Raw genomic sequence first — 16209 nt, 5'->3', positions numbered from 1 at the left:
CGAACATTACTTCAAATGAATAGGGCCACGCTTCCATTGGTTTGCGCGCATGATAGCATAAATTGCTTCATTTTTAACATGGCTAATGCTGGTAATCTGAGTATGACTTGGCTATTATCGGCGTTTTGAATTATTTTAAGCAAATGAAAACTTTTTCTTGCAATGTGTTGCATAAGCACTCCGCTACCCAGGCACGGGTAACACGTGTCACTACAGCCCATGGTGAATTTGTTACTCCTGTATTTATGCCCGTCGGCACCCGTGCTGGGGTAAACAATATGACTCCCCCGGAGTTGCGTGATGCCCACAGTCAAATTATCTTAGGTGGAAATACTTATCATATGTTGTGTGCTCCAGGGATGGAGGTTATTGAAAAAGCGGGGGGAATGCACCCGTTTATGGGATGGCATGGACCCATGTTAACCGATAGCGGTGGCTTTCAGGTTTTTAGTCTCTCCAAGAATAAAGAAATTTGCACTATTGATGAGGAAGGGGCTCACTTCAGATTACCTGGCAGTCAGAGATTAATTCATATGACGCCAGAAATGTCTTTGGAAACCCAAAAAATTATTGGCGCCGATATTATCATGGCTTTCGATCAGTGTACCCCTGATAATTGTACTAAAGATGAAGTAAGTCATATTATGGAACGGACCCATCGGTGGTTAAAGCAATCCCTGCAATATCACCACCAGCACCCCAACTCGAGATATGGCTATCAGCAGGCGCTTTTTGGCATTATCCAGGGAGGGACTTTTAAAGATTTACGTCGGGAAAGTGCGGATTTTATTGCTTCCATGAATACTGAGGGAATTGCCATTGGGGGAGAAACAATTGGTTTTGATATGAAAACGACCGTTGAGGTGATTCGTTGGGTGCGGGATTACTTACCCGAACAGAAACCGCGCTATACCATGGGTGTAGGGATGTCTCCTCAGGATCTTCTCGATGTAGTTGCCGAAGGAATTGACATGTTCGATTGTGTTGCTCCAACGCGTAATGCACGGCATGGCTCTTTATATTGTGGTGAATTAATTCGGCAAGGAAACTGGTTACGTTTCGTGAGTGATTATGAGAATGAACGGATTCAAATCAAGAAATCCTGTTTCGCTGATGATATGTCGCCCATTATGAAACAATGTTCGTGTTATACCTGCCGGAATTATTCCCGTTCCTATTTACATCAGTTAGCCAAACAAAAAACAAATTTATTTACGGCATTGGCAAGCATACATAATGTTCATGTAATGCACGATGTTTGTGATAAAATGCGCGAGTTGATAATTAACGAGAGTTCGAACTAATGGCTTACCTTGCCATTTACTTCATTAACGAATACTGCCCTATGAAAAGGCAGCGCTTTTTTATGGGTCTCAATCAATCTTAAAAAATGACAGGAGATAAAATGGTTGTAATTAGTACATCTAAAGGTGATATTCATATACAGTTAGATACAGAAAATACTCCAGCTACAGCAGAAAATTTTCTCAATTATGTACGCAGTGGTTTTTATAATAATACAATTTTCCATCGTGTTATTGCAGGGTTTATGATTCAAGGGGGTGGTCTTGATTCAGACATGAAACAGAAATCTACTCAAGAACCCATTAAAAATGAAGCAAAAAATGCGAAACCCAATAAACGCGGTTCAATTGCAATGGCACGGACAATGGACCCACATTCTGCAACAGCGCAATTCTTTATAAATGTGGCCGATAATGCATTCCTTAATTACAGTGGGGAGCATATGCAAGGATATGGCTATTGTGTATTTGGTGAAGTCGTTGAAGGTATGGATATTGTTGATGCGATTGCCAAAGTAAAAACAGGGCAGCGAATGGGACATGCTGATGTACCCGTAGAGGAAGTGAGTATTATTGAGGTGAAAGAGATTTAAAAGGATTCCCGCCCGGGTGCTGCTCAACCCGGGATCCTTTCTTCTGTCTGGTTTCAGCAGGCTTTACCTGCTGTTTTGCATCTTACAATTTTCTTCTACGTTTTCTGAGACTTTCTGAATAGTCAAAAACGGGTATTTCAATATGGAAGAAAATTGCGATGAGTCGAACCACAAAGATACTGACAAAGGTAGCAATTACGTTAATATTTTCCGGGGTATGAAAATAGTCCAAAGCAATAAAAAGTAATGCACCGGCAAGGGCAATAACGGCATACAGTTCTTTTCTTAAGACCAGAGGGATATCATTACACAAGATATCTCGTAACATCCCTCCACAAATACCTGTGATCATGCCGCTAATAATGGCGATGCTCGGCGATAAACCATGGTTGAGGGCTTTTTGGGTGCCGATAATCACAAAGGTAGATAAGCCAAGGGCATCAAGAATTAAAAAAAGTTTCAAAATCCGAATCAATGAGTGGGCAAAAAATATCGTCAGGAATGCGCAAAAGGAGGTATACAGCAGATATTCAGGATGAGTAACCCAGGTAAGCGGATAAGTATTAAATAAAGTATCCCTTACAGTCCCTCCACCTAATGCAGCAATACTTGCAATCAGCATGACCCCAAAAAAATCCATTTTTTTGCGGCCAGCTGCTAAGGCGCCGGTGACCGCTTCCACACAAATGCCTATGATGAAAAGATAATGGAGCAGCATATAAACTCAGAGTGTTTTTTTAAAATGCAATGATATCACTATTAAGACAAATGAAGAAATAGATTGAAGTGATGATGAGAGAAGATAAACCTGAATCAATAATACTAATTCCTGTAATACTTAATTTTGAGCTTGGCTAAAATGTTTCACGGAAGCTAAAGCCAAATCAACAATTTTTTTAGATTGTTCATCATCAGCATTAATGAGGGTCACATCATTGATTAATTCCATTAAAAAATCAGGTAGTTCCTGTTTCAAATGCGTGCTGTTATAAAGATCCGGGGTTTTTGTGAACAGATAGTGCAGCAAATTTTTACTCACCGATATTTTTCCTCGGGCAACATCTTGAGTATAGTGAGAGCCTCCAAATAATAGCCATCCTGGGGAAACCTGCAGTTTTACGGCGATTTCCATTAACTTGGCTGGCTCGGGGATAGCCTCTCCACGAAGATATTTGCGGCATATCTGCACAGAATATCCCGTAATTTCAGAGAGCTTGTGGATACAAACTCCTGATGTTGAACGTTGGGAGTCAAACCCTGCCGCAAGCATGGCATCGCGTAGGCGCTCAGCAAATTGTTTTGCCAAATTAACTTTTTCCATATGATGCAGTTTCAAGTTTTTTCGAGAAATGAAGTATAACAAAACGCAAGCCACTGTTCAAAAATAATTAATTATAGGAAACCAATAGTTTCCATTAGAAATTAAAAGTTGACATATAACACTGAAAAAGTATAATCCACCTGAAACCTATGGAAGAGGTTTCTCAATGTCCAGCCATGACGTGATAGAAGATGGAACAATATCACAGCAGTCCAACTGAAGAAAAAGTGGATAACTCATAGCAGTTAACCTCGCAAAATTATGGCTTGAATGGTTCCCCTCCATTTGAGCCTTTCTATGCTTTAGCTGCAGTTTTCGCTGAGTATATTAAAAATAAGAGAAATACAGAGAGAATTAGAGCATTTATTGATACATAAACATTGCTTTGTATTGCCACCTTATTATATACTTCACTCCAATATTAAATGCAGGTCTTTTTATAGGCACGTAGCTCAGTGGTAGAGCACCACCTTGACATGGTGGTGGTCGGTGGTTCGATCCCACTCGTGCCTACCATGCAACTTAATCGTATTCCAGGAGCGCCCACTTTCATTTGGGAATAATGCTTGAGTTTGACTCCTCTTATAAAGGTTTAAGCCCTGCCATGCAGGGTTTTTTTTTGAAAAGAAGTGCTTACGGATAAAATTATGCCAAACATTAAATTACCTGATGGAAGTATAAAACATTTTGAAGCGCCTTTGACTGTCTATGATGTGGCTTATAATATAAGCCCTGGTTTAGCTAAAGCTGCTTTGGCAGGTCGTGTTGACGATCGCCTGGTCGATACTTCTTTTCTCATTGAAGATGATTGTGCATTGGTTATCCTGACCGAAAAGCAGGAAGAAAGCCTCGAGGTAATCCGTCATTCAACAGCACATTTGTTAGCGCAAGCAGTCAAAAGCCTTTTCCCAACAGCTCAAGTCACTATAGGTCCGGTAATTAAAGACGGTTTCTATTATGATTTTGCCTTTCAAAGACCATTCACTCCTGAAGATCTGGAATTAATTGAAGCAAAAATGGTGGATTTAGCCAAGGCAAATTATCCTGTGAGTCGCAGGGAATTGCCCCGTGATGAGGCTATCAAGTATTTCAAAGATATTGGGGAAGAATATAAAGCGAAAATTATTGCCGATATCCCTGAAGGTGAAGTGTTGTCTTTATACAGGCAAGGTGATTTTGAAGATTTGTGCCGTGGTCCTCATGTCCCTTCCACTGGATTTTTGAAAGCATTCAAACTGACCAAATTGGCAGGTGCTTATTGGCGAGGCGATTCCAATAATGAAATGTTGCAACGTATTTATGGTACCGCCTGGGCAGATAAAAAATCTTTAGCGGATTATCTATTCCGTCTGGAAGAAGCCGAGAAACGTGACCATCGTAAATTAGGTAAGGATTTGGAGCTGTTTCATTTTCAGGACATTGCTCCTGGAATGGTCTTTTGGCATCCCAAAGGCTGGACAATTTATCAGGAACTCGAGCGTTACATGCGCCACCGCCTGGTTGATTTTGGCTATCAGGAAATCCGAACCCCGCAATTAGTCGATCGGGTACTGTGGGAAAAATCAGGACATTGGGCTAACTTCAGAGATGAAATGTTTGTCACCGAGACAGAAAATCGTCACTATGCAGTGAAGCCAATGAATTGTCCATGTCATGTCCAGGTATTTAATCAAGGCTTAAAAAGCTATAGAGACTTGCCGCTAAGATTCTCAGAATTTGGTAATTGTCATCGCTGCGAGCCCTCGGGGGCGTTACACGGTCTGATGCGTGTTCGCAACATGGTGCAAGACGATGCGCATATCTTCTGCACAGAAGATCAAATTCAGTCAGAAGTGGCCATGATGTTAGAGCTGGTTCAGTCTGTATATACTGACTTTGGATTTAATGAAATTAAATATCGTTTGGCACTACGTCCTGAAAAACGGGTTGGCAGTGATGAGGTATGGGATAAAGCTGAAGGTGCCTTAAAGCAGGCAATGCAAGATAGAGGTATTGAATGGGTTGATGCGCCAGGAGAAGGTGCTTTCTATGGACCGAAAATTGAATGCTCTCTATCCGATTGTTTAGGCAGAATTTGGCAGTGCGGAACCATCCAAGTAGACTTCTCAATGCCTGGCCGGTTGGATGCTTCCTATGTAGCTGAAGACGGCAGTAAACAAATACCGGTGATGTTGCATCGCGCGATTTTAGGGTCTTTCGAACGTTTTATGGGTATTCTGTTAGAACATTATGCAGGAAAGCTGCCTTTATGGTTATCCCCAGTGCAAGCAATGGTATTAACAATTAGTGAAAAACAAAATGAGTACGCCAAAAAAGTTACGCAAATTTTGCAAAAAAAAGGTATTCGTGCCATCTATGACTTGAGAAATGAGAAAATTGGTTTTAAAATTCGCGAACATACATTACAAAAAGTACCCTATCTCTTGGTGATAGGTGATAAAGAAGTTGAATCAAACCAGGTGGCAGTGCGTTCTCGTGAAGGAGCCGATCTGGGTGTGATGACAATAGATACAATTTGTGATACCTTGACGCAAGAAATTGCTCGTAAAGGATCAATTAGTAATTAACAAGCAGGGGGGATTAAACCATTAGTGCACCAACTAAGCGTGAAAATGATCGCGCACGAATTAATGAACAGATCAATGTACCTGAGGTACGCTTAATTGATGTCGATGGTAATCAGGCAGGAATAGTCCCCACAAGGGAGGCCTTGCGTGCAGCGGAAGAAGGTGGATTGGATCTGGTGGAAATATCCCCTTCAGCCAAACCTCCTGTATGCCGCATCATGGATTATGGCAAGTTTCTCTTTGAATTGAGTAAAAAACAAGCTGAAGCAAAGAAAAAGCAGAAGCAAATTCAAGTCAAAGAATTAAAATTCCGTCCTACGACGGAAGATGGGGATTATCAGGTCAAGCTACGCAACCTGATACGTTTCCTAAATCACGGTGATAAAGTCAAAATTACGCTGCGTTTTCGTGGGCGTGAGATGGCTCATCAAGAACTTGGTATGAAGATTCTTGAGCGTTTACAGCAAGATACCGCTGAATTTGCAGTGGTAGAACAGCATGCGAAACGCGAAGGAAGGCAATTACTGATGGTCTTGGCACCTAAAAAAAGTAAGTAGCTGAACAAATGCGGAGTATATTGTTATGCCGAAGTTAAAGTCACATCGCGGAGCATCTAAACGCTTCCGTAAGACAGCAAGTGGCGCGATTAAACGTCGCGGTGCTTATAGAAATCATATCCTTACCAAAAAGTCTACCAAGGCAAAACGCCATTTGCGCGTGGAAGCTGGTACTTTAAAACGATGCGATGCGCGTTTAGCAGAACGCATGTTGCACGGTAGTTAATGGGGGGAATGAAAAATGCCAAGAGTTAAACGTGGTGTGACAGCGAAAGCACGTCACAAGAAGGTTTTAGACCAAGCAAAAGGTTATTACGGAGCCCGTAGCCGAACCTATCGCATGGCGAAACAAGCAGTAATTAAAGCAGGTCAATACGCATATCGTGACCGACGCCAGAAAAAACGTCAATTCCGTGCATTATGGATTACACGTATTAATGCGCAAGCTCGTGAGTGCGGTTTATCATACAGTCGCTTGATTGATGGGTTGAAAAAAGCATCAATTGACCTGGATAGAAAAGTATTGGCTGATTTGGCTGTTCATGACAAAGTAGCATTTGCTGCAATAGCGGAACAAGCTAAGGCTGCATTAGCAAAATAATCTTTTACAGTGTTTAAGGTTCTAATTGCGGCCCGGGCTGCAACGAATTAAGAACACTGAATGAGATAAAATTTATTTAAGGAGGCTGCGGCCTCCTTTTTACTTGTGGGTATAATTATGCAGGATATCATCACCATACAAGAGCAAGCTTCTGAAGCAATTAAGAACGCGCAAGATATAGCTGGATTGGAAGCAATTCGTGTTGATTTTTTAGGCAAAAAAGGCAAGTTAACTGAAATTTTAAAGAGTCTTGCCCATCTATCGGCCGAAGAAAAACCCAAAATAGGCCAACTGGTAAATCAGGCAAAACGTGAAATCAGTGAACTGATTGAAAGCAAAATGCTTGAACTCAAAGAAAAGCAATTACTGGAAAAACTTTCCGCGGAACGGGTCGATGTAACGCTTCCAGGGCGTAAAAAAGATAGTGGCTCATTACATCCGGTAACGCAAGTGAAACATCGTATTAATGAATTTTTTAGCCGAATGGGGTTCGATATAATTGATGGACCTGAAATAGAAACAGAATTTTATAATTTTGAAGCATTAAATATCCCAGGACATCATCCCGCACGTGCGATGCATGATACATTTTATTTCGGCGATGGACGCCTATTAAGAACACACACCTCGCCAGTACAAATTCGTGCTATGGAACAACGAAAGCCCCCATTTCGCCTGATTGCCCCCGGGCGTGTTTATCGTTGTGACTCCGATCTGACCCATACGCCGATGTTTCATCAAGTAGAAGGGTTATTAATTGACCAGCAAGCTACTTTAGCCAGCTTGAAAGGATTACTTGAGGATCTGTTTGCCCATTTTTTTGGCCGCAAACTAGCCTTACGGTTTAGACCTTCTTATTTTCCTTTTACGGAACCCTCTGCAGAAGTGGATATTGAGTGCACGCAATGCAGCGGTAAAGGATGTCGGTCTTGTAAGTTTACCGGTTGGCTTGAGGTTTTAGGCTGCGGTATGGTGCATCCCAATGTGCTTAAGGCAGTAAATATTTCCCCAGATGAATACCAGGGTTGGGCATTTGGTATGGGTTTAGATAGATTGGCGATGCTTTATTATGGAATCGATGACTTGCGTATGATGTTTGAAAATGATCTTACTTTTCTAAGTCAGTTTTGAAAAACACACATTGAATAGGTAAGTAATAATATTAAGTATTAAAGCCCAATAGATAGACGATGATAGAGATGCCTACTCGGCTTAATAAAAAGTTTAATCAGGTGGTAAGGACTTATAAATGAAATTAAGTAAATTATGGCTACGTGAATGGGTGAACTTCTCATTAACTGAACAAGAATTAGCACATCAATTGACTATGGCTGGCCTGGAAGTGGATGCAGTGAGTCCGGTGGCAGGGGAGTTTACTCAGGTTATTGTAGCCGAAGTTCTTAGTACCAAACCTCATCCTAATGCAGATAAACTGACTCTATGTGAAGTGAATGCCAATACAGGAAAACCCCTGCAAATTGTTTGTGGTGCTTCTAACGTCAGGGCTGGATTAAAGGTGGCATTGGCAATGGTAGGAGCGCGCTTGCCAGGCGGCTTTAATATTAAAGAGTCTAAATTAAGGGGTGAATTATCCCAGGGAATGCTTTGCTCTGTGAGTGAATTGGGGATGGCCGAGCACTCTGAAGGCATCCTGGAGCTGGAAAAGGATGCTCCTGTTGGTATGGATCTACGTGAATATCTAACTCTTGATGATCATATTTTCGATGTCGATCTCACCCCTAATCGTGCCGATTGTTTTAGTGTCCTGGGAATTGCCCGCGAGGTTGCTGTATTAAATAAATTACCCCTGCTGCAACCATCCATTGAGGAGGTTACCCCAAGTATTGATGATGTACTATCAATACAATTGAAGAATCCCGAAGCCTGTCCTCGCTATTGTGGTCGAGTAATTCGCAACATTAACTCCAAAGCAACAACTCCTTTATGGATGGGTGAGCGTTTACGCCGGGGCGGCATTCGCACCTTGCATCCTGTTGTAGATGTAATGAATTATGTCATGCTTGAATTGGGTCAACCCATGCATGCTTTTGATCTGGAAACAATCAAGGACGAGATTAATGTGCGCTTTAGCAACAGCCAAGAACAGTTGCAGTTACTTGATGGTCAGGAGCTGACTTTAAATGATAAAGTATTAGTTATCGCCGACCAGGAAAAACCTTTGGCCTTGGCGGGTATTATGGGTGGGGAAGCCAGCTCTGTTCAAGCCCATACCCGAAACGTATTTTTGGAAAGTGCTTATTTTAATCCTGTTGTTATTGCTGGAGTTGCGCGAAAATTTGGCTTGTTCAGTGACTCATCACAACGATTTGAACGAGGAGTCGATCCCTGCTTGCAGATGCAAGCCCTAGAAAGAGCTACTGCCTTAATTTTATCAATTGCAGGGGGAGAAGCTGGGCCGGTTATCGAGTCTTATGAGCAAGCCCATTTGCCCGAAATAGTAAGCTTTACTTTTGATACTGATAAAGTTAAGAAATTGACGGGTCTCGAAATTTCATTGCAAGAAATGAAAAATTTATTAGGTGGACTTGGGATTGTAGTAAGCAAAGAACACCATAATTTTCTTGATGTAATCATTCCTTCGCATCGTTTTGATATTCAACAGGATGTCGATTTGGTTGAAGAAATTATTCGCTTGTATGGTTATGATAATTTACACGCACAACCTGCGACCACATTTGTACAATCTGGAACAACCTGCGGGAATGAAGAAATAGCGGCCAAACTATCCCGTTGGTTCAGTAACCGAGGATATCATGAAACAATCAGTTACAGTTTTGTTGATCCTGAATTACAACATGAACTGTATCCGCAAAAAGAATTCATGCAGTTACTTAATCCAATTTCTTCCGAGCTATCGCAAATGCGCGCCGGGATGTGGCCTGGCCTGATTGCTTCCATGATTTATAATGTCCATCGTCAGCAAAATGCGGTTAAATTTTTTGAAATTGGTGTCGTTTTCGATGTGAATAAAGGACAACTTATTGAACGTCCTTGTGTTGCGGGTTTGTTAATGGGAGAACAAGGAGGCGTTAATTGGTGTGAGTCCACACGCGCTTTTGACTTTTTTGATCTTAAAGGAGATCTCCAGTCCTTATTTGCTTCTCTCAAGTTAAAACACGTTGAATTTGTAGCTGCCGCACATGATGCCTTACACCCGGGGCAATCAGCACAAATAAAAATTAATGGTGTGCCTGCGGGATGGATGGGGATGTTGCACCCACGTTTAACCGATGCCCTGGATTTGCAAGATGACGTCCTGATATTTGAAATTAATTTAGCAGCCTTGCTTGGACAAGAGGCGCCACGGTATAAAACCATTTCCAAATACCCTCAAATCCGTCGGGATTTATCTTTCCTAGTTGATTCTGATGTGAGTGTGATGCAAATTGAGGCCGTTGTTCGGACAATAATTAAAGAGAACTGGTTAAAATCTTTTGATGTATTTGATGTTTATACAGGCGAGGGGGTGCCTAAAGGAAAGAAAAGCCTGGCTGTTGCTATGACGTTGCAAGATGAAAGTCGCACTTTGGTTGATGCAGAGATTAATTCTCTAATTAGTGCTATAATCAATACGTTAGAAAATGAATTTTCAATCATATTGAGGGAATAACCGTGAATGCACTAAGCAAAGCAATAATAGCAGAAACCTTGAGTGATGAACTTAAACTGTCCAAACCTGCATCAAAAGAATTGGTCGAAAATTTTTTTGAAGAATTGCGGCATGCTCTGGAACATGGACATCATGTAAAGTTATCCGGGTTTGGTAATTTTACCCTAAGGGATAAACCCCAAAGACCGGGTAGAAATCCCAAAACAGGAGAAGAGATTCCTGTAGTGGCTCGAAGAGTGGTTACTTTTAAACCCGGATTAAAATTAAAAACAAAAATTGAATCTATAGGAAAGTAATTCATTGGGCTACTACGAAAAACATGTTCTTATATGCACTAACCAAAAGGCTGCGGGCAAGCAATGCTGTGCCAATACTGGTGGTGAACCTTTTTTTGACCATATGAAGTCGCGCCTCCTAGAATTGGAAATGCATGGTCCAGGTAAAATTCGCGTGAGCAAATCAGGTTGTCTTGGGCGTTGCAGCTCCGGCCCATGTATTGTGATTTATCCTGAAGGTGTGTGGTATACTTATTCATCTTTTGCGGATATTGATGAAATAATAGAAAAGCATCTGGTTGCCGGCAGGATTGTCGAACAATTATTAATCGATCAAGAATGATCCGCTGCCAGAAAGGGCACTTGTAGAATCATTATATTTTTTCCCGGGTTTAGCTTACCAGCCTAATTCTGATCCAATAAAAAATCATTGTGATTCTTGTATGAAATTTGTTATATTTACACGGATTTAATTAATTGTTTATAAATTTTTATCCTTTTTACTTGTAGGATGTTTCTGTTTTGGTTAAAATCGCCCGTCCATGATAGAAGATTACCAATTTAGGCGGTTCGGAGTTCATTTAATGAAGACATTTAGTGCCAAAAGCCATGAAGTCAAACGTGACTGGTTAGTGGTTGATGCCAGCGATAAAGTTTTAGGTCGCTTAGCAAGTGAGATTGCCCGTCGGTTACGTGGCAAGCATAAAGCTGAGTACACCCCCCATGTTGATACAGGCGATTACATCGTTGTTACAAATGCGGAAAAAGTTATTGTGACTGGCCGTAAATTTACAAACAAGATGTACTATCGTCACACTGGATATCCTGGTGGAATAAAATCAGATAGTTTTGAAAAATTACAGGCTAGAAATCCTGTTAGAATTATCGAACTTGCTGTTAAAGGCATGTTACCCAAAAACCCTTTAGGTAGAGAGATGTATCGTAAGCTGAAAGTATATGCTGGTAACGAACATCCACATACTGCACAGCAACCCAAGCAACTTGAGATTGAGGAATAAGTATTATGGCTGAAATGAAGCAATACTATGGCACTGGCCGTAGAAAAAGTTCAACAGCTCGTGTGTTTTTACGTCCAGGAAAAGGCGACATCAAAGTAAACGGTCGCACTTTACAAGAATATTTCTGCCGTGAAACCTCTTGCATGGTTGTTATGCAGCCATTAGAAACCGTTGACCTTGTTAATAAATTTGATGTTTATGTGACAGTAACTGGTGGCGGAATTTCCGGTCAAGCAGGTGCTGTACGTTTGGGTATCGCCCGAGCACTAGTTGCATATGACGAAAAAGGATTGGCAGAAGATGCTGAACCGAATCCAAACTCTGTTCGTAGAAAACTGCGTGCACGTGGTTTGCTAACTCGTGATTCACGTCGTGTTGAAAGAAAGAAAGTGGGCTTGCACAAAGCACGTCGTGCAACTCAATACTCAAAACGTTAATCGTTTTTTGGTTAATAGACCCCGCAGAAGCGGGGTTTTTTATTTCTATTTGGTAACTCTGGGTGCAGCGATGCGGAATCCGGAAAATTTATTTTATAAATCGCAATCGCTGCAACCGTATAGTTTGAACAACATCAGCAGACGATATGGTGAATCAAATTAGTGATCCTGATCAGGAAAAAAACGATCTAGTAGATGAAGATCGCCGCCGATTTTTGCTAAAGACCACCTGTGTTTTGGGAGGAATAGGGGCTTTATGCGCAGTTACCCCTTTAATCTCTTCCTGGTTTCCCAGTGCGAAAGTCCAAGCGGAGGGCGCACCTGTGCAGGTGGATTTAAGTAATTTAGAACCAGGCGAACAAGCGGTAGTGGAGTGGCGTGGTAAACCCGTATGGATTATCAGACGTACCAAGGAAATGCTGCAACGGTTAACTACACATTCTTCAAGATTACGCGATCCCCATTCGCGAACCCGTCAGCAACCGTCCTATGCGACCAACGCACATCGCTCAATTAATCCGGAATATCTGGTGCTCATAGGAATTTGTACGCACCTTGGGTGTTCTCCCAAATACAAACCGAATCTTGGAGATTTGGGGCCTGATTGGCCCGGTGGTTTTTTTTGCCCCTGCCATGGTTCTGCGTTCGATCTTTCAGGCAGAGTTTTTAAAGATGTTCCTGCCCCGATTAATATGGAAGTACCACCCTATTATTTTATCGATGAACATACTCTGGTCATAGGCGAAGATAAGGCATAGATTCCATGTCTGCACCCAGGCTACAATTACAATTGCTACTAGAAAGGGCTGGATTTAATGAATAGACTTCTTAATTGGCTCGACGAGCGTTTTCCGCTGAAGAGCACTTTGAAAAATTATTTCAGTGCTTATTATCTTCCCAAAAATTTAAATTTTTTTTACTTTTTTGGATCACTGGCATTGGTGGTTTTGTTAAATCAATTCGTTAGCGGCTTGTGGTTAACCATGTTTTATACCCCAAGTGCTGAGCAGGCATTCTCTTCCGTAGAATACATCATGCGGGATGTAAATTTTGGTTGGTTATTCCGTTACCTGCATTCGACTGGAGCTTCCGCTTTTTTTATTGTTATCTATCTGCACATGTTTCGTGGCTTATTGTATGGCTCATACCAAAAACCCAGAGAATTGGTGTGGCTTTTGGGAATGTTTCTCTATGTCTTGTTGCTGGCGGGGGCCTTTTTTGGTTATTTATTGCCGTGGGGACAAATGTCTTACTGGGGAGCTGAAGTAATTACTTCGTTACTCAGTGCAATTCCTTATATCGGCAAAAGCTTGGTTGTTTGGTTAAGAGGCGATTACACGGTGGGCAATGCGACATTGCAACGTTTTTTTGCTTTGCATGTGATTGCATTCCCTTTCTTACTCTTTTTGCTGGTCTATTTGCACGTTGTTGCCTTGCATAAAGTGGGGTCAAATAATCCCGAGGGGATCGACATAAAAAATGAAGTGGATGCCAATGGTAAGCCCATAGATAAAATTCCCTTCCATCCCTATTACATAATTAAAGATTTAGTGATGGTAGTAGCTTTCCTCATCCTGTTTTTTGCCGTGGTATTTTTCGCTCCTGAAATGGGAGGGTACTTTTTGGAACATAATAACTTTGCTCCAGCAAATCCTTTAATCACGCCGGATCATATTGCGCCCATGTGGTATATGTCGCCATTTTATGCCATTTTGCGGGCCATCCCGGATAAATTAATGGGTGTAATGTGTATGGGAATGGCTATAGTAGTGCTTTTCTTTTTACCTTGGCTTGATCGCAGTCCAGTTCGTTCGATGCGCTATAAAGGTAACTATTCCCGAATGATGTTATTTTTAGGTGTGGGTGCGTTTATTTTGTTAGGCTATTTGGGAACCATCCCTGTAACTCCTACACGTTTATTTATGGCCCGCGTCAGCACCGGATTATATTTTGCCTATTTCTTATTGATGCCTTTTTATACGCGTTTTGAATCAACCCATATCTTGCCTGCACGTATTGGAGGGCAATAATGCCTAGGAAAACATGTATTGTTTACGTGTTGGCATTGATGGCGGCTTTGCTTATCAATTCAATTGTTCTGGCGCATCCTTTAAAGGACAACATCCAAGATAGGGAAAGTTTGCAAAGAGGCGCCAAACTATTTATGAATTATTGTTCTGGCTGCCATTCTTTAAAATATTTACGCTATAATCAAATGGCCAAAGGTTTGGGGTTGACTCAGTTTGATGGGCGAATAAATGAAGATTTGTTAAAAAATAATTTAATTTTTACTCAAGCAACAATAAATGATCCCATTCGCATTGCTTTGCCCCCCGAAGATGCAAAACAATGGTTTGGAATTGTGCCCCCGGATTTATCTCTCGTTGCTCGGGAAAAAGGAACTCAATGGCTTTACAGTTACTTAAATGGGTTTTATAGGGATGATGCCAGACCCTTTGGAACGAATAACCGGCTGGTTCCTGATGTGGCTATGCCTAATATTCTTGAAACCTTGAGTCATGAACTGCCCCAGGGAAAATTTGAGACCCATTTACACGATCTGGTAGCTTTTCTTGCATATGTTAGTGAACCAGAGCAGCCCCTACGTCTGCATATGGGATTTTTTGTAGTTGGTTTTTTATTGGTTTTGTTTTTTCTTGTTCTGGGTTTAAAAACGGTTTATTGGCGAAAAATCGGCGGAAAGTAACCCAAAAAGGCAAAAATGTGGTAAAGTGCGGGTTTTGTTTGTGAACTTTACCTTTTAGAAGGTTTTGATGAATTAAATAGGAGTTGCTCATGGCAATTGTTGCGAAGCGCACTATAATGTCTTTATTTTCGGATACAGATGATGTCTACAGCCACCAGGTTCGAATTGTGTTGGCTGAAAAAGGGGTGAATGTAGAAATTCTTGCTGCCAGACAGGCTGAGCCAAGCGCTGATCTTTTATCAGTGAACCCCTATGGAACTGTTCCCACTTTAATTGATAGAGAATTGGTGCTTTATGAGCCACGTATTATCATGGAATATTTAGATGAGCGTTTTCCTCATCCCCCCTTATTACCTGTATATCCTGTTGCCCGTGCCGAGACACGAAAAATGATGCACAGGATAGAACATGATTGGTATTATTTAATGAATCGGATTTTAAGGGATGATAATGCAGAGCAGGCCAGAGCAAATTTATTTGAAAGCTTAACAGCGCTTGATCCCGTATTTGCAGATAAGCCCTATTTTTTAAGTGATGAATTTTCTCTATTGGATTGTGCATTAGCACCTTTATTGTGGCGCTTGCCCCGATTGGGAATTGAAATTACCCCAGAGTTTAAAGGAATAATCGCTTACATGCAGCGTTTGTTTAAACGTGATTCGTTTCAAGCAAGTTTGACTGATGCTGAGCGCCAACTGAGAGCGGCATAAATATTATGACAATGACATCGAATAAACCTTATCTAATTCGTGCTGCCTACGATTGGATTGTAGATAACGAATTAACACCTTATATCTTGGTTAATGCTGCATATTCGGGTGTCCAGGTTCCGACAGAGCATGTTAACCAGGAGCGTATTGTATTAAACATTTCTCCTGCAGCAACTCGCGGCCTCCTATTGGAAAACGACAGGATTATTTTTACTGCTCGTTTTTCAGGGAAAACGGAACAAATTTTTGTTCCCCCAGCGGCTGTATTAGAAATTTATGCGAAAGAAAATGGAAGAGGTATTGCTTTTGCCATAGAAGATGAAGAAGAGCCACCTCCAGCATCTTCTGGTAGTGGGTCGGAATCGGATGGTCCTGCGGCTTCCAAAAGCAAGCCTTCTTTAAAATTAGTCAAGTAAATGGAAGTAGGCTGGGTGAAGGTGAGCCGCAACCCGGGGGCTTTTTAGCCCCGGTTTTGTTTTCCTGGATC

19 protein-coding genes and 1 tRNA gene are annotated in these 16209 nt (G+C 41.5%); 18 read left to right on the top strand and 2 right to left on the bottom strand.

Annotated features, from left to right (window positions below):
• The first annotated feature begins 143 nt into the window (after nucleotides 1-143).
• Both tgt and KYQ_RS14425 read left to right on the top strand, forming a co-directional pair.
• The gene (gene tgt, locus KYQ_RS14430; RefSeq protein WP_029489066.1) at nucleotides 144-1304 is read left to right on the top strand and encodes a tRNA guanosine(34) transglycosylase Tgt; all 1161 of its coding nucleotides are present in this window, start codon (nucleotides 144-146) and stop codon (nucleotides 1302-1304) included.
• A 101-nt stretch (nucleotides 1305-1405) separates the two neighbouring features.
• Nucleotides 1406-1897 carry a peptidylprolyl isomerase gene (locus tag KYQ_RS14425; RefSeq protein ID WP_019350205.1) on the top strand — a complete coding sequence of 164 codons (492 nt, stop codon included), beginning with the start codon at nucleotides 1406-1408 and terminating at the stop codon, nucleotides 1895-1897.
• 82 nt (nucleotides 1898-1979) lie between these two features.
• Here the strand turns inward: KYQ_RS14425 and KYQ_RS14420 are convergent, their stop codons facing one another.
• Together KYQ_RS14420 and KYQ_RS14415 are read right to left on the bottom strand one after the other, a co-directional pair.
• Nucleotides 1980-2615: a trimeric intracellular cation channel family protein gene (locus KYQ_RS14420; protein WP_010652437.1), complete on the bottom strand. Its 636-nt coding sequence runs from the start codon at nucleotides 2613-2615 to the stop codon at nucleotides 1980-1982.
• A gap of 120 nt (nucleotides 2616-2735) precedes the next feature.
• On the bottom strand, nucleotides 2736-3218 hold the full coding sequence (locus KYQ_RS14415) for a helix-turn-helix domain-containing protein (RefSeq protein ID WP_010652438.1): 483 nt from the start codon (nucleotides 3216-3218) through the stop codon (nucleotides 2736-2738).
• Nucleotides 3219-3659: 441 nt separating this feature from the next.
• Between KYQ_RS14415 and KYQ_RS14410 the strand changes: the two genes are divergently transcribed.
• The 16 genes from KYQ_RS14410 (at nucleotide 3660) to KYQ_RS14330 (ending at nucleotide 16138) form a co-directional block, all read left to right on the top strand.
• A tRNA-Val gene (locus KYQ_RS14410) sits at nucleotides 3660-3734 on the top strand.
• A gap of 131 nt (nucleotides 3735-3865) precedes the next feature.
• A complete protein-coding gene (gene thrS / locus KYQ_RS14400) occupies nucleotides 3866-5785 on the top strand; it encodes a threonine--tRNA ligase (RefSeq protein ID WP_010652439.1) in 1920 nt (639 codons plus the stop codon).
• Nucleotides 5786-5805: 20 nt separating this feature from the next.
• Nucleotides 5806-6342, top strand: coding sequence for a translation initiation factor IF-3 (gene infC, locus KYQ_RS18395; protein WP_035718296.1), 537 nt, complete (start codon nucleotides 5806-5808; stop codon nucleotides 6340-6342).
• Between the two features lie 25 nt (nucleotides 6343-6367).
• A complete protein-coding gene (gene rpmI, locus KYQ_RS14390; RefSeq protein WP_010652441.1) occupies nucleotides 6368-6568 on the top strand; it encodes a 50S ribosomal protein L35 in 201 nt (66 codons plus the stop codon).
• A gap of 15 nt (nucleotides 6569-6583) precedes the next feature.
• Nucleotides 6584-6943 carry a 50S ribosomal protein L20 gene (gene rplT, locus KYQ_RS14385; RefSeq protein WP_010652442.1) on the top strand — a complete coding sequence of 120 codons (360 nt, stop codon included), beginning with the start codon at nucleotides 6584-6586 and terminating at the stop codon, nucleotides 6941-6943.
• Nucleotides 6944-7060: 117 nt separating this feature from the next.
• Complete coding sequence (pheS, locus tag KYQ_RS14380) at nucleotides 7061-8074, top strand: phenylalanine--tRNA ligase subunit alpha (RefSeq protein ID WP_010652443.1); 1014 nt, start codon at nucleotides 7061-7063, stop codon at nucleotides 8072-8074.
• Nucleotides 8075-8192: 118 nt separating this feature from the next.
• On the top strand, nucleotides 8193-10574 hold the full coding sequence (gene pheT / locus KYQ_RS14375; protein WP_019350203.1) for a phenylalanine--tRNA ligase subunit beta: 2382 nt from the start codon (nucleotides 8193-8195) through the stop codon (nucleotides 10572-10574).
• Nucleotides 10575-10576: 2 nt separating this feature from the next.
• The gene (locus tag KYQ_RS14370) at nucleotides 10577-10870 is read left to right on the top strand and encodes an integration host factor subunit alpha (protein WP_010652445.1); all 294 of its coding nucleotides are present in this window, start codon (nucleotides 10577-10579) and stop codon (nucleotides 10868-10870) included.
• A 4-nt stretch (nucleotides 10871-10874) separates the two neighbouring features.
• A complete protein-coding gene (locus tag KYQ_RS14365) occupies nucleotides 10875-11192 on the top strand; it encodes a (2Fe-2S) ferredoxin domain-containing protein (protein WP_010652446.1) in 318 nt (105 codons plus the stop codon).
• 241 nt (nucleotides 11193-11433) lie between these two features.
• On the top strand, nucleotides 11434-11868 hold the full coding sequence (gene rplM, locus KYQ_RS14360) for a 50S ribosomal protein L13 (protein WP_010652447.1): 435 nt from the start codon (nucleotides 11434-11436) through the stop codon (nucleotides 11866-11868).
• Nucleotides 11869-11873: 5 nt separating this feature from the next.
• Nucleotides 11874-12305 (top strand): 30S ribosomal protein S9, encoded by a 432-nt coding sequence (gene rpsI / locus KYQ_RS14355; protein WP_010652448.1) that lies wholly within the window; start codon nucleotides 11874-11876, stop codon nucleotides 12303-12305.
• Nucleotides 12306-12451: 146 nt separating this feature from the next.
• Nucleotides 12452-13063 carry a ubiquinol-cytochrome c reductase iron-sulfur subunit gene (gene petA, locus KYQ_RS14350; RefSeq protein ID WP_010652449.1) on the top strand — a complete coding sequence of 204 codons (612 nt, stop codon included), beginning with the start codon at nucleotides 12452-12454 and terminating at the stop codon, nucleotides 13061-13063.
• A 57-nt stretch (nucleotides 13064-13120) separates the two neighbouring features.
• Nucleotides 13121-14335, top strand: coding sequence for a cytochrome b (locus KYQ_RS14345; protein WP_010652450.1), 1215 nt, complete (start codon nucleotides 13121-13123; stop codon nucleotides 14333-14335).
• Entirely contained in the window at nucleotides 14335-15012 is a 678-nt protein-coding gene (locus tag KYQ_RS14340; RefSeq protein WP_010652451.1) for a cytochrome c1, read from the top strand. Before KYQ_RS14345 ends, KYQ_RS14340 begins: the two co-directional genes overlap by 1 nt.
• A gap of 89 nt (nucleotides 15013-15101) precedes the next feature.
• Complete coding sequence (sspA, locus tag KYQ_RS14335; protein WP_010652452.1) at nucleotides 15102-15722, top strand: stringent starvation protein SspA; 621 nt, start codon at nucleotides 15102-15104, stop codon at nucleotides 15720-15722.
• Between the two features lie 5 nt (nucleotides 15723-15727).
• Nucleotides 15728-16138, top strand: a complete 411-nt coding sequence (locus tag KYQ_RS14330; RefSeq protein ID WP_010652453.1) for a ClpXP protease specificity-enhancing factor — start codon at nucleotides 15728-15730, stop codon at nucleotides 16136-16138.
• Nucleotides 16139-16209 lie beyond the last annotated feature (71 nt).

Origin of the sequence: Fluoribacter dumoffii NY 23 (genome assembly GCF_000236165.1) — a bacterium.
GTDB lineage: Bacteria > Pseudomonadota > Gammaproteobacteria > Legionellales > Legionellaceae > Legionella > Legionella dumoffii.
This window is presented reverse-complemented; position numbering and strand designations above follow the sequence as displayed.

Bases quoted from the DNA above. Each gene is read 5' to 3' on its own strand.
- tgt (WP_029489066.1), top strand. From the start codon at position 144: ATGAAAACTTTTTCTTGCAATGTGTTGCATAAGCACTCCGCTACCCAG.
- pheS (WP_010652443.1), top strand. From the start codon at position 7,061: ATGCAGGATATCATCACCATACAAGAGCAAGCTTCTGAAGCAATTAAG.
- KYQ_RS14340 (WP_010652451.1), top strand. From the start codon at position 14,335: ATGCCTAGGAAAACATGTATTGTTTACGTGTTGGCATTGATGGCGGCT.
- KYQ_RS14330 (WP_010652453.1), top strand. From the start codon at position 15,728: ATGACAATGACATCGAATAAACCTTATCTAATTCGTGCTGCCTACGAT.
- petA (WP_010652449.1), top strand. From the start codon at position 12,452: ATGGTGAATCAAATTAGTGATCCTGATCAGGAAAAAAACGATCTAGTA.
- rpsI (WP_010652448.1), top strand. From the start codon at position 11,874: ATGGCTGAAATGAAGCAATACTATGGCACTGGCCGTAGAAAAAGTTCA.
- rpmI (WP_010652441.1), top strand. From the start codon at position 6,368: ATGCCGAAGTTAAAGTCACATCGCGGAGCATCTAAACGCTTCCGTAAG.
- sspA (WP_010652452.1), top strand. From the start codon at position 15,102: ATGGCAATTGTTGCGAAGCGCACTATAATGTCTTTATTTTCGGATACA.
- pheT (WP_019350203.1), top strand. From the start codon at position 8,193: ATGAAATTAAGTAAATTATGGCTACGTGAATGGGTGAACTTCTCATTA.
- rplT (WP_010652442.1), top strand. From the start codon at position 6,584: ATGCCAAGAGTTAAACGTGGTGTGACAGCGAAAGCACGTCACAAGAAG.
- KYQ_RS14420 (WP_010652437.1), bottom strand. From the start codon at position 2,615: ATGCTGCTCCATTATCTTTTCATCATAGGCATTTGTGTGGAAGCGGTC.
- KYQ_RS14425 (WP_019350205.1), top strand. From the start codon at position 1,406: ATGGTTGTAATTAGTACATCTAAAGGTGATATTCATATACAGTTAGAT.
- rplM (WP_010652447.1), top strand. From the start codon at position 11,434: ATGAAGACATTTAGTGCCAAAAGCCATGAAGTCAAACGTGACTGGTTA.
- KYQ_RS14345 (WP_010652450.1), top strand. From the start codon at position 13,121: ATGAATAGACTTCTTAATTGGCTCGACGAGCGTTTTCCGCTGAAGAGC.
- KYQ_RS14415 (WP_010652438.1), bottom strand. From the start codon at position 3,218: ATGGAAAAAGTTAATTTGGCAAAACAATTTGCTGAGCGCCTACGCGAT.
- thrS (WP_010652439.1), top strand. From the start codon at position 3,866: ATGCCAAACATTAAATTACCTGATGGAAGTATAAAACATTTTGAAGCG.